This is a genomic window from Ruegeria sp. SAZD013, from assembly GCF_059612525.1.
In genome coordinates, this window is record NZ_JBXWQT010000021.1 from 113152 (window position 1) to 125682 (window position 12531).

Genomic DNA, 12531 nt, shown 5'->3' on the forward strand with positions numbered 1-12531 from the left:
ATGCCAGACATTTGGGGAGTTGTCGCAATCCTCGCAAAGCTGGTGCTCTACATCGGCTTTGCTGGGTCCACCGGGCTTGTCGTCGTGAAGTGCCTCTATTCCGAACTAGTCGCGCCGATAAGCCTTGCGATGAAGCGCCAAGCCATGGTCTTGGCGTGGCTTTCCCTCGCAGCAACGGTATTTGGCTTCATGCTCCGAGGAGCCGCCTTAACAGGCGGAGTTGACGGCATGGTCGATCCAGAGATGCTTGGCTTGCTTTGGCAAACATCCGTAGGCGACGTACTTGTTTATCGCCTTGCAGGCGCAGTGTTGATCCTTGTGGGACTGTCTGTTCCTCGCTTTGGCCTATGGATCGCGCTGTTGGGTGGCGCATTGGCCATGTGGTCCTTTGCACAGATCGGACATGTGCCGGAACTGGAGAGTTTTGGTGTCCAACTCTTGCTCCTGTTGCATCTTCTATGTGTAGCCTTTTGGGTGGGTATCTTTAGCCCGCTGCGGGGTATGGCTCTCATGCCTGAACACCTGACAGATGCTGCTGAACTAGGGCACAGGTTCGGACAAGCTGCTGCACTGATTGTGCCAACGCTGGTCGCGGCGGGTCTCTGGATGGCTTGGTTGTTTGTTGGCAATCTCCAAGGGCTCTTGTTCACTAGCTACGGTCAGACTCTGTTGCTCAAAGTGTTCCTTGTGGCGCTGTTGTTGATCCTCGCCGCTGCCAACAAGCTCCGATTTGTTCCGGCCTTACAAAGCGGAGAGGCTAAAGCAGCGCAACGCCTCGCCCGATCTATCGAGGTTGAGGCAATAGTCGTATTTGCGGTTCTGGCGACAACGGCGACACTCACCAGCGTACTAACGCTTCCGAGTTAAGGTAGGTAGAGATGAACAAACACCTGTATGCACTCGCTATATGCAGTATTGGTACTAGCGTCGCTGCAGATCATGAGTTGTTAGACCGGGACCTCGCGAATGGGCAAAAACTCTACGCAGAGTACTGTGCCTCGTGCCATGGAGTTAATCTGGAAGGCCAACCCGACTGGCAGACACCCGGCGATGACGGAGTGTTACCCGCCCCACCACATGACGTGACAGGGCACACATGGCACCATGATAACCAGCTACTGTTCGAGTATACCAAACTAGGTGGGGCAGACGCATTGGCAGCACGCGGTATTAAAGACTTCAACAGCGGCATGCCGGGCTTTGAGGGCACCCTGACTAACGACGACATATGGGACGTGCTGGCTTACATACGCTCCACTTGGCCTGACGATGTTCAGCAAATGCAGGCTAGTCGCAACCTTCCTCATCAGTAAAGGGCAGTAGTCTGGTGTCGGTTTGGGTATACACAGTTCAACGTAGCAGGTTGAGTGCTTCTAAGTGTGACACTAAGGTGAGACACTCTGTAAACCAGCACACTACAATAGTGTTTACTATCAGGGCATTAGGCGTTCGGCAGCGTTTCCCCCAGGCTCCGCCAAAACCTAACAATACAACCAGTTAGCAAGCAATAGAGCGGCGTGACACACAAGTGTGACGCAAAATGAAGCTGCATGCGTATCTCTCACTGTCCCGACACGGCATCTACTACTTTCGTTGGCCCCTACCCGACGCGGCACCAAAACACCGCACCAGACTAAACACACCGCGTAGAACCTTCGTGTTTCATTGCGTACTAGATGCCCTAATGAGACTGGTACTCTGGCACGGCGTCTTGCAGTGTGCGGTGACACAATAGCAAGGCACATAGAAGCATCGGGCACGAACCACGGCGAACTCCGCACAAAGGTGCATGAGCACTTCACTTCCTACATTGGCATCCAAACCCGTTGGAATGACCCTGACTTCTTTTTGTGACAATCAGCGCAGATACGCAGATCAGTTGCCGAAAGCGCCTGTTCCTGCTGATCCGCCACGTGGCGAACGCGGATGCGCTTGGGCAAGCGAGCCTGTCTGCTGGGCCGCGCTACACCCATTCCGACTTCACTCAGCGCCGTGTAATTGTCATATCAAAGAAAAATGCAGCATCAAACCGACCCTGATTGGAATGCACGGTTTTGCCACTGGTAAATTCCTTCGAAAAACTCTGAGTGACCGAGAATGGTACAACTCGGGTTTTTCCAAACAGGTATCCCACGTTTCCTGAGATCCGCAGTTTTCCGTTGTCAGACAGCGATGCGCGAAACTTTTGCGGACGCGACGCACCGGTTCCAGTATTGTCTTGAGCACTAATAAGTTGAAACCCGGCGGCTGATTTGCGGTACACCACTCGCAGCATTGTTTTAGGCTTTTCGTTGGCAAGTTCGCCGCCATTGTAACGTGGGTCCGGTCGTCTTTTGAATTCGATGACATAGTCACCATAGAAGGCGGTTTGGGCGTTCTCGTTTGGGGGCGACTTGGGTACGGCCACCAGTATCTGAGGGTCTGCTTGTTGGTCGCTTTGCGCGGATGGTTCTGGTTTTGCTACATTTTTCAGAAAGGCGTAGCTTTGTGCTGTGAGGTATCCGGTTCTTTCTGCGCCATTTTGCCTCTGAAACTCTTTCAGAGCTTCACGGGACCGAGGCCCGAAGATCCCATCCACTGATCCAACTGAAAACCCAAGCGCGTTCAGGCCGCGTTGAATGCTCCGGTATTCGTTTCGGTTCAGATTCAGACTGGCCTCGATGTCCGAATTCGAGCGTGGCAACGGTGCAGGCGCGTCTAGGCGGCTTTCGGTTCCAGGGGGTGAAATCGTCGTTTTCGGCGTGACGAGTGTGGCAATCTTCCGATTTGTGTGTCCGACCACATCCGTAACCTGTTGAGAATATTGCCCCGCGCGGGTGTCTGGATACAGCTGCGCGATCAGCTTTAAAGCGCCCTGCTTCGCGCTTTCGTCTTCCAGCTGCATGGCCTCGCCCAGAACACGTTGCGCCGACCGCTCGCGCTCATCGACAGGGCGAACGACATTGGCAGCATCTGCAGTGGCATCGTCACTATTGATTGGCTCTTTGAGTGCTGCTGGGACAAGGAAAATGTCATGACCGGGCAGAGACCCATAGGTGAATGGCTCCTGATACCCATCTGTAAGTTCGTAAACTGTATCCCGCACCTTCCGGAACATCTTCCCAAGCTCCAACCCGGGTACCTCGATATGTTCAAGAAAGGCCTCTGCATACGGGCTGTTGCGACCGTCACCATCCAGCGCCAAAGTCCCGCCTCGCGCTGAATACCCGACAAGAACCCCACTGGGATCGATGCGGCCTAACCCTTGACCAATTGATCGGGTTGCAGTGGTTCGAACCATATCGCTCACGAACGGGTTGTTCCGACACGCATCCACTATGACCAGCTTCAAGCCTTTCGCGGTCGAAACGGCGTTGAGCACCGTATCCAGACGGATTGCCTCGAATTCTACGTCCTTGTCACTCCCGAGTTCGGCATTGGTCGGTATCAGGTAGTTTGTGTTGTCGATTTCGATCCCGTGACCTGCAAAATAGACTAATACCATATCCGCATCGACTACATCCTCAGAGAAGTCTCTTAAGGTCAGGCGCATTTCGCGGTAGTCGAGGTTTTGTTTTGCTGTGACATGAAAGCCGATCCTCTTGAGGGCGGCAGAAATATCCTGGGCGTCATTGGCTGAGTTTGGGATGTTTGACACATGCTCATATCGTGCATTTCCAATTACCAAAGCCACACGTTTTGCATGAGGCGTTTCCGCAAGCGCTGCGTTCAGTCCGAACATCAAAACGAAGCTCAGATATATCCACGATCCAAAGAAGCATTGGTGCAATTGGCGCGTTAACATGGCAAAATCGTCCACTGAAACCGGACCTAATATAGCATAAATGGAGTTTATGGGCGACGTTGTTGTCAAACCAACTGCTTCACTTGGGCCTTGTGTGACGTCAGCACCCACCGGACAGATTTAGGGGTTTGAGCAACGGAGGATTTCTGGTTCTCCGCAATATCACCCGCACGATCGCGGCTTACTAACGCACGCTTGTCACGCCCGATACGCCCTATGATCGCTTTGTGAAAGGCGAGGATGCGGCGCTGTTACAAGCAGATTTGCGCGGCCTCGTGCTTTTCGACAAGATCGGCTGCCGAAACTGCCATATCGATGCCGCGCTCTCCACAGCGGGCACTGAAAAGCCACTTGGGACTTACCGAATATTCCCGGTGTTTTGGGACGGCAATCCCTATCTGGTAAAATACGATCTGCTTCTTGAGGAGCGTCCCGTCCGGTTTCGCGTGCCCTGCCTGCGCAATGTCGCGCTGACCGCGCCCTATTTCCACAATGGCTCGGTAAGCGATCTGGAAGAGGCGATCAGAGTTATGGCCGTTTCTCAGTTGGGACGCACCCTGAGCGATGATCCTTTGGCAGACATCCACATTGTGGCCGCGAGCGCTGAAGACACAGTTCCAGGGCGGAACACGGACATGCTCATCAATCGCGCAGTGAGCCGACAAGAGGTGTCTGATATTGGCGAATTCCTGCGGTCACTCACGGTGGCCACGCTTCCCGATTAGGTTTTTTGCATAAAGAAGACCCGTAAAGGGGCATTGGATCGATCAATCGACTTTGCCGGTTTCGATTTTGTTGGGGATCGCGATGCCCACCGCTCAGGTTAAACGACATGTGGGCTACATTCTTGGAGTACGCTCCGAGACGATATTCTCGATCGCATCGGCAAGGTGGACGTCGGCAATCGCAAGATCACCACGTTCAACGCGCAGCCTGTGCGCTTCGGCCAGAACGTCACCATGAGTCGCACCTTCAGGCGGCTCAAAGCGGTAACTCGCAAGCTCGATCCTCAAACCCAACGGATCGTGGAAATAGATCGAGTTCATGAAGCCCCGGTCTTTGATTGGCGTGTGCTTGATACCCCTCTCGTCAAGCCGTTCCTCGACCTGCATGAGAACCGAGCGTGACACCGCGAAGGCCAGATGATGAACCGCGCCAACCTGATCCCTGAGCAAACTGCCGGACGGTTTTCGATCTTCATTGGTGAACACCGTGATCGTCTGGCCGTTACCAGCGGCAAAGTACAAGTGACCCTGTGAATGATCGTCCAGGTTTGGTTGATCGAAGATAAGCGAAAACCCGAGAAGACCCTCCCAGAAGTCTATTGACGTTTGCCGGTCTGCACCAGTCAGGGTGATGTGGTGAATGCCCTGTGCCTGCAATTTGCGCATGTTGAGTTTCCTCCCGTTTGATGAGTTCTCACCTCGCCCGGCTAGTTGAAGGTGAGAAGAAAACAAGCGCCTTGATTGCTTGGTACAACACTGAGTTGCCCACCAATTGCTTCCATGGTCGCTTTGACAATATTCAGGCCCATACCTGTGCCACCGGCCTCTCTTTTTGTCGTAAAGAAGGGCTGCAAAATCTTGTCCTTGTTCCCTTCACTGATACCGGCGCCATTATCCGCAATTTTTAGACTGATGACACCGTCGTTCTGATAGGCTGTCAGCACGGCATTCTGCGCGCCGTGTTGCTGAGCGTTCTCGAGCATATGTGTCAGTATGATGTGCAGGGTGGGTGCCGCGACGGGCAAGGGCAAGTTATCGTTTTCAGCCTTGATGGCAAGCGCCGGGAACGTCTGGACGACCTGATCAGTGATGTCGTTCAGACAGCATGTACCGTTGATGGCACTCTGATCGGCCAGGCTGAAGGCGCGCATGTTGGCCAGCAGATCCTCCATCCGCTTTCCGCCCTTTTCTACAGTGTCCAGCAGGCGGTGTTTCTGCGCAGATGGCAAATCGTCGTCGCGCAGCAGCTCTGCCGCGCCTTTCAGGGCGGTGAGGGGTGACTTCAGCTCGTGGGTGACATGGGCGGTGTACGTTTTCAATCCGTCCTGCTTGTCCTGCAAGCGTTCCGTCAGCGATTGGAAACTATGGCTCAGATCCGCGATTTCCCGCGTGCCAAGCTGGTCTGGTGGTTCCCATGCCTGACCACCGTGGCCCGCCATCTGGCTGCGCTGGATCAACAGGTGGATCGGCCGGGTGATGAACCGCCAGAATACGTACCCGATAAGCGCCGCAGACAAAGCGACAAATGCCGCGGCCTTGGCAAGGTTGAAACGTTCGCCGTACAGAAAGCGGAAAATATGGTTCGGGGTGCGGCTCAGGTAAACCGCCCCGATCAAGGTCTGATCCACGTACACTGGCATCGCCACGAAAACGCGCACGCGGGCACCGCGGCTGAGGGTATAAAGCGCAGGCGTTGCGTCCTCGCGCACGCGGGTGCGTGCGACCGAGACGGTTTTCCCTGAAAGGGCCTCGCGAACCTCGTCAACATGGCCCAGCTTCTGCCCGATTTCCGCGGTTCCGGCAAACACGTTCCCATCGACATCCAGCATCCGGTAACCCGCAAGGGTTTGCGCTTGGGCGGCGTTGGCGATGCGGCTTAGCGGGGCGGCGATGGCCTGATAAACCGAACCGGGTCGGACGGTTGCGGGCCGCGCGTCCGGGCGCGGTGGCAGAACCGTTTCGCGATTGACCGACAGTGATGGGAACACCGCGTGCTCGGTTGAGATTGCACTCGGGCGGGGCGGCTTGATCCCGGCTGCATCTGCATAAAGCTCGGCATACGCCGCTGACATAACCGCAGCCTGTGTCAGCAGGCTTTCTTCGGTCTGTTGCACCAGTTGACTATCATAAAAGCGGAACAGGACCAGCCCGGCAAAGGGCAAGCACAGGACAATGCCCAGCACCAGCAGAACGATGGTCCACAATCTGGGGCGCCATTTACGGTTCAGCCGGGCGTGCATGCACCCATCCTGAGGCCGACACCGTGAATGGTCACGATCCCCTCGGCACAGCCGGCCTGGGCAAGTTTGGCACGGACATTGCGTATATGGCTGTCAATGGTGCGGTCCGAGACGTGGATGTTATAGCCGTAAAGCGCATCAATCAGCTGCGCCCTGGACAGAACGCGGTCGGGACGGGCCATCAGAGTTGCCAGCAGCCGAAATTCCGATCCGGTCAGCTTCACAGGGGTTGAAGCGAACCTGCACAGGTGCCGCTCTGCATCCAGGTGCAGGCTGCCTTGCGACAACACCGGGTCGGGCTGGGCAGGTGTCGGCGCGCTGCGTTTCAGGATGGCCTTGATCCGGGCCACCAATTCGCGTGGGGAAAAGGGTTTCGTCAGATAATCATCGGCGCCCAGCTCCAGCCCGACGATACGGTCGACCTCGTCATCGCGGGCGGTCAGGAACAGGATCGGCACGTCCGAGGATTTGCGGATGTCCCTGCATACTTCCAGACCATCCTTTTCGGGCAGCCCGATATCCAACACGATCAGGTCGGGGCTTTCCTGGCGGTTTGTATCAAGCGCGGTCAGGCCGTCACTGGCCAGAAGTGGCGCATAGCCTGCCTTTTCAATCGCGAACCTTGTTACCTCAAGGATATCCGGATCATCGTCGACAACAAGAATGCGTGCAGGCATCAAATGGGGTCCTTCAACTCTGCTGCCGATAATAGGCTTGGATCCGCCATCTCCGAAAGCCCCATTCGCGCCAGTTGGTGATTGCATCCTTTTTCAGGTCATATTGCATCCACGCGTCACAGACCTGCTGTCCGGTTCTGGTTTCATGATCGCGTATGGCTGGGTAAGCATCAGCACCAAGGCTGCATATGTAACCGGTATCCTGTTTCGTCAGAGCGCTGCCGTGGCTCAGATTGTAGCCGGCTAAGACTGATGCAAAATTCACAAAGTTGCAGGTATACAAGACCACCAGAAGCGCTGCAAAACAACGCCGCAGTAGCCAGGTTGTACCGAAGCCGCGATGGATTTGCACCACGGTCAGCAGCAAACCGGTGAGAACCAGCGCCATCCATATGAAGGCGGCCACCCGCAAATAGGTAAGCGCATAGGCGTCGACGTAATGATGCAGCCGGATAGCAGCTGTCAGCACCAGGAACATGTTCTGCGCCAACCACATGTAGATCAGAAAGCGCAACGTCCGGTCCGCGCCGATCATGCTGTGAGTGACCAGAGTGAATACGCCCGCCAAAAGGGCCGTCACCACCAGCGGATAAGCGCCCCGGTGGGCATAAGCGGCATAGCTCATCCCCTGAGGCAGGGATACACCGCCGGTCAGGATACCGAGGTCCATCACGGTTTGCACAAGGAACATCAGGTTGAACAGCAACAGCGAATTGCGCACCGAGATTGGATTGATCAGAAATGCGGCCCGGCTTGGGCCCGTCTTCGGCATGGCGGCGGGGCGGGCAATGCCACCCAGCGACGGATCGCTGAGGTTAAGGAACGGCCACAGCAGCGAGGCCATTACACTCCAGAACAGAAGCCGCAGCCAGAAGTCCCCCTCGAACAGAAGACTTGGGTCCAGCTCGGCCAGAAGGTCTTCCAGCACTGGATTGGCGGCGGCCAGCAAAGCAAGGAAGACCGCGCCCAATAGCAACGGCAAGGCCAGCGAGGCTGCGTGGCGGCGGCTGTCGGACCCAAGATCGGCGGCCACAGCGGTGCGACATGTGTCGCGCAGCAAAAGCGTCGCGCCGATGGAAGGCAGTCGCAGGGCGGTTCGCAGCAGCAGACGTTCGTTTACGGTCTGACCGAATAGCGCCCAGGTCGCCAGACTGACCAAACCAGCGAGGCTGAACAGCATAGATAGAAGCTGTAAATCGATGGCCACCGGTAGGTTGGTGATCAAGGCAAATGCGGCGGCTATGCGCCACTCCTTTGCAGTCGCACGCCGGGGTTTCATCGCCATGATCGCGGCGGACAAGACCAGCGCGAAGACTGAGACAGAAATGCCTAGCGGCTGTTCCCAAAACAACCAATCAGCAAGCGCTACCAGCGATGCAAGAAGCGGGATTGCATGGCGCATTTTCAGCGTGGACATCAGAGAACCACTCTGCTGTCGTCTGTTGCCTCCCCATCGGGGGACTTCGTCCATCTTTCCCAGCCACCACGCGTCCAACACGATGCTGTCCGGTACGCCGCGAATTGTCAGTTCCTGCCTCATGTCCTGTCTCCTGCTTGCAGGTTTGTGTTCCCGGCAGATTGCCTGCGGCGCTTGCATCTTTGGCGTGACGTATCCGCAGCCTTCATGGGGCTTTCGTGCAGAAAATGTGCAGAGGCGGTGAAAGGCATTACCAACCACAATTTTCGAGCTGCAACTCGCGCCGCGCAATAAATGCGACGTGTCCAGACATTGAACTGCAAGCAAAAGCGCAGTGTGACACAGTTGAACCTTCCCCTGAGAAGCGGTTCGCCGTTATGGCTGAGGAAACGGAGGATCGAACATGGCCAACCCTCTCTATGATGATCTGTTTGGCATTCACGCCGGCAAAGATACGGCTTTCCTGCACCTGACAGACGGGACGACCATCACCTATCGAAACTTTCTGAGCACAGCCGCCCGGATCGCCCATGTGGCCACGCAACTGGGTCTAAAACCCGGGGACCGCGTTGCGGCTCAGGTCGATAAATCGCCTGAGGCGCTGGCGCTTTACGCGGCATGCGCGCAGGCCGGTCTGGTTTTCCTGCCGCTGAACACCGCCTATACCGTGGACGAGTTGACGTATTTCATCGAAAACAGCGGCGCATCACTTGTTGTCTGCGATGGCCGAAGCAAAGACCAACTGACCCCGATTGCCGCGCGTTTTGGGGGCAGGGTTGAAACGCTGAATGCGGACGGCTCTGGCTCGCTGATGGATTTGGCGGCTGCAATGCCAGACAGCTTTGCGACTGTGGATCGGGACGGTGAGGATCTGGCGGCGTTTCTTTATACGTCGGGCACCACCGGACGTTCAAAGGGGGCGATGCTGACCCAGAACAACCTGCTGTCCAATGCGCGGACACTGGTCAAAGAGTGGCGGTTTGCGTCCGAAGACGTTCTGTTGCACGCGTTGCCTATCTTTCACACACATGGTCTGTTTGTGGCCACGAATATCATTCTGGCGGTTGGCGGAAGCATGATCTGGCTGCCAAAATTCGACCCTGATCAGATCATTGACAGGATGCCCGGAGCCACGTCGATGATGGGCGTGCCAACCTTCTACACGCGCCTGCTGGCAGACGCGCGTTTTACCAGGGGGCTGACCGAACATATGCGCCTGTTCGTATCGGGCTCAGCCCCTCTGCTGGCGGATACCCATGCACAATTCCAAGAGCGTACCGGTCATCGTATCCTAGAACGCTATGGCATGACCGAAACCAATATGAACACCTCGAACCCCTATGACGGCGAACGTCGCGCGGGCACGGTCGGGTTTCCCTTGCCGGGGGTGGAACTAAAGATATGCGATGCAGACGGTAACCCTTTGCCGCAGGGTGAAATCGGCGAGATCGAAGTGCGTGGTCCGAACGTATTCAAGGGATATTGGCAGATGCCGGAAAAGACGGCTGCCGAGCTGCGTGAAAACGGGTTCTTCATCACCGGTGATCTGGGACGGGTCGACGAAGATGGGTATGTCCATATCGTCGGGCGCAACAAGGACCTGATCATCTCGGGTGGCTACAATATCTACCCCAAGGAAATTGAGCTGGTTCTGGACAGCCAGCCCGGTGTTCTGGAGAGCGCAGTGATCGGCGTGCCGCATCCCGACTTCGGTGAAACCGTGCTGGGCCTGATTGTTGCCGAACCTGGTCAATCTCCGGATCTCGACGCGTTGATGGATACAGTGCGCGACAGCCTGGCGCGGTTCAAACATCCCCGCACGCTTATTCAACTGGATGAATTGCCCCGCAATACAATGGGAAAAGTCCAAAAGAACATCTTGCGCGACCAGTTCAGGGACATGTTCAAAGCCGGGTCACAAGGCACATAATGGCAGAGCCTAGATAAGCGTCGGAAACTTGATATAGTCCTCAAAACCAATGGGGATAGAAGAATATGAACAATCGTTTGCGCAAGATCACCATCGTAGGTGGCGGCACGGCAGGCTGGATGACCGCGTTGATCCTGGACATGGTGTTTTCACGCACTTCATCAACAGCGGACCGGCCACATATCTGCCTGATCGAAAGCCCTAATATTTCGACCGTGGGTGTGGGTGAGGCTACGGTGCCGCGCATGCCGGTCACGCTCCGTCAGGCGGGCATTTCCGAACGGGATTTTTTTCGCGAGACGAACGCGTCCTTCAAACTGGGCGTGAAGTTCTGCAACTGGAACAAGGACCCCAAAGGAAAACGCATCGATTACGTGAACCCCTTTGCCCATGGCCAGATGCTGGAAGGGTTGGACGCCGCCGAGTATTTCCTGCGCTTTGGCAATGGAGAGCGGGACTTTACACAGTCCATTTCGCCCCACGATCATCTGGGCCGTCTGTGCAAAGGCGCGCGGCAGCTGGGTCAGCCCGAGTTTGAACAGCGTTTTGGCTATGCCTATCATCTGGATGCCGTGAAGTTTGCGGGCATGCTTACCACGGTCTGCACCAAGCGCGGCGTCGAGCATATCCAGGACGAGGTACAGAAAGTCGAGCTGGATGAACAGGGCAACGTCAGCCATCTGATGCTGGAGCGGGCAGGACGTCATGACATCGAAATGGTCATCGATTGCACCGGGTTCCGCGGCCTGATCATCAATCAGGCGCTGGGCGAGCCGTTCTTGGATTATTCGGACTATTTGCCCAATGATCGCGCCATGGCGTTGCAGGTTGAACACCGCAATCCTAACAAGATCGAAAGCCTCACGCGGTCGACCGCGCTGGGCGCGGGGTGGACGTGGCGGGTACCGCTCTACAATCGTGTGGGTACGGGCTATGTGTTCTCCTCGGCGCATCGAACGGATGATCAGGCGGCAGACGAATATCTTGAATGGCTGGGTGACAGCGGTAAGGGTTTGACGCCGCGGATTATCCCGATGCGCGTCGGGCGCGTGCGCAATGCCTGGGTCAAGAATTGTGTGGCAATCGGTCTGTCCGGCGGGTTTATCGAGCCGTTGGAAAGTACCGCGATCCACATGATTGACCACGCAGTACGCTGGTTTGCAGAACACTTGCCGACGCGCGACGTCGCCCCGTCGCTGCGGGCAAGATACAACCGGCAGATGGATAAGCTTTATAACGAGGTTCTGGAATTCATCTGCCTGCATTACCGATTGGGTAACCGAAAGGATGACCCGTATTGGATCGACGCGCGAACAGAGATGAAGATACCGGATCGGCTGGCCGAGAATCTGGAATTGTGGCAGCACCGTCTGCCGATGGATCACGATGTGGAATTTGCCACGCTGTTTGATCATCGCGTGTACCAGACGGTTCTGTTGGGCAAACAGGTCTATGATACGGGTTACGGTACCGGCATCCGAGATCGTTTGCGGCCGTTGAAGAAGGTGATCTGGTTCCAGGGCATGCAGCGTGCGAAAGAGGATCTTGCGCAGATCGTCAAAGTGATGCCGGATCATAAAACGCTGCTGCGCGATATCCGGGGTGAGCTGGAAAAACCGGTCTTTGGAATGGCGAACGTGGCGAAACCGACGGTTGCGATGCCGGGCACGAATCCCGCACCTGTTACGATCCAGAACATGCCGAACTTTGCTGAAATCCAAAGCGGCGCGAAGGATTTGCAACTGTTCTAGCGGTTCT

10 protein-coding genes are annotated in these 12531 nt (G+C 56.0%); 5 read left to right on the forward strand and 5 right to left on the reverse strand.

Going from position 1 to position 12531, the window contains the following annotated elements; genetic code table 11:
- Positions 1 to 867, forward strand: coding sequence for a CopD family protein (locus tag AC2FLU_RS12245; RefSeq protein ID WP_496715113.1), 867 nt, complete (start codon positions 1 to 3; stop codon positions 865 to 867).
- 11 nt (positions 868 to 878) lie between these two features.
- Positions 879 to 1313 (forward strand): c-type cytochrome, encoded by a 435-nt coding sequence (locus AC2FLU_RS12250; RefSeq protein ID WP_480473972.1) that lies wholly within the window; start codon positions 879 to 881, stop codon positions 1311 to 1313.
- A 671-nt stretch (positions 1314 to 1984) separates the two neighbouring features.
- Here AC2FLU_RS12250 and AC2FLU_RS12255 read toward each other — a convergent pair.
- Positions 1985 to 3721: a caspase family protein gene (locus AC2FLU_RS12255; protein WP_496811993.1), complete on the reverse strand. Its 1737-nt coding sequence runs from the start codon at positions 3719 to 3721 to the stop codon at positions 1985 to 1987.
- Positions 3722 to 4011: 290 nt separating this feature from the next.
- Here AC2FLU_RS12255 and AC2FLU_RS12260 point away from each other — a divergent pair, with 290 nt between their 5' ends.
- A complete protein-coding gene (locus AC2FLU_RS12260) occupies positions 4012 to 4509 on the forward strand; it encodes a hypothetical protein (protein ID WP_496808187.1) in 498 nt (165 codons plus the stop codon).
- A 114-nt stretch (positions 4510 to 4623) separates the two neighbouring features.
- Here AC2FLU_RS12260 and AC2FLU_RS12265 read toward each other — a convergent pair whose 3' ends face one another.
- From AC2FLU_RS12265 to AC2FLU_RS12280, 4 genes are read right to left on the reverse strand one after another with little or no spacing between them, the layout of a single operon-like run.
- Positions 4624 to 5175 (reverse strand): VOC family protein, encoded by a 552-nt coding sequence (locus tag AC2FLU_RS12265; RefSeq protein WP_209505961.1) that lies wholly within the window; start codon positions 5173 to 5175, stop codon positions 4624 to 4626.
- Between the two features lie 41 nt (positions 5176 to 5216).
- Complete coding sequence (locus AC2FLU_RS12270; protein WP_480473975.1) at positions 5217 to 6749, reverse strand: sensor histidine kinase; 1533 nt, start codon at positions 6747 to 6749, stop codon at positions 5217 to 5219.
- Positions 6734 to 7426, reverse strand: coding sequence for a response regulator (locus tag AC2FLU_RS12275; protein ID WP_496715120.1), 693 nt, complete (start codon positions 7424 to 7426; stop codon positions 6734 to 6736). Before AC2FLU_RS12275 ends, AC2FLU_RS12270 begins: the two co-directional genes overlap by 16 nt.
- A gap of 13 nt (positions 7427 to 7439) precedes the next feature.
- On the reverse strand, positions 7440 to 8966 hold the full coding sequence (locus tag AC2FLU_RS12280) for a DUF4153 domain-containing protein (RefSeq protein ID WP_480554786.1): 1527 nt from the start codon (positions 8964 to 8966) through the stop codon (positions 7440 to 7442).
- Positions 8967 to 9246: 280 nt separating this feature from the next.
- On the opposite strand from AC2FLU_RS12280, the gene AC2FLU_RS12285 reads away from it, so the two are divergent.
- Positions 9247 to 10773, forward strand: coding sequence for a malonate--CoA ligase (locus AC2FLU_RS12285; RefSeq protein ID WP_480519355.1), 1527 nt, complete (start codon positions 9247 to 9249; stop codon positions 10771 to 10773).
- Positions 10774 to 10838: 65 nt separating this feature from the next.
- Positions 10839 to 12524 carry a tryptophan halogenase family protein gene (locus tag AC2FLU_RS12290; RefSeq protein ID WP_496715123.1) on the forward strand — a complete coding sequence of 562 codons (1686 nt, stop codon included), beginning with the start codon at positions 10839 to 10841 and terminating at the stop codon, positions 12522 to 12524.
- Positions 12525 to 12531 lie beyond the last annotated feature (7 nt).

Bases quoted from the DNA above. Each gene is read 5' to 3' on its own strand.
- AC2FLU_RS12245 (WP_496715113.1), top strand. From the start codon at position 1: ATGCCAGACATTTGGGGAGTTGTCGCAATCCTCGCAAAGCTGGTGCTC.
- AC2FLU_RS12250 (WP_480473972.1), top strand. From the start codon at position 879: ATGAACAAACACCTGTATGCACTCGCTATATGCAGTATTGGTACTAGC.
- AC2FLU_RS12255 (WP_496811993.1), bottom strand. From the start codon at position 3,721: ATGTTCGGACTGAACGCAGCGCTTGCGGAAACGCCTCATGCAAAACGT.
- AC2FLU_RS12265 (WP_209505961.1), bottom strand. From the start codon at position 5,175: ATGCGCAAATTGCAGGCACAGGGCATTCACCACATCACCCTGACTGGT.
- AC2FLU_RS12270 (WP_480473975.1), bottom strand. From the start codon at position 6,749: ATGCACGCCCGGCTGAACCGTAAATGGCGCCCCAGATTGTGGACCATC.
- AC2FLU_RS12275 (WP_496715120.1), bottom strand. From the start codon at position 7,426: ATGCCTGCACGCATTCTTGTTGTCGACGATGATCCGGATATCCTTGAG.
- AC2FLU_RS12280 (WP_480554786.1), bottom strand. From the start codon at position 8,966: ATGAGGCAGGAACTGACAATTCGCGGCGTACCGGACAGCATCGTGTTG.
- AC2FLU_RS12285 (WP_480519355.1), top strand. From the start codon at position 9,247: ATGGCCAACCCTCTCTATGATGATCTGTTTGGCATTCACGCCGGCAAA.
- AC2FLU_RS12290 (WP_496715123.1), top strand. From the start codon at position 10,839: ATGAACAATCGTTTGCGCAAGATCACCATCGTAGGTGGCGGCACGGCA.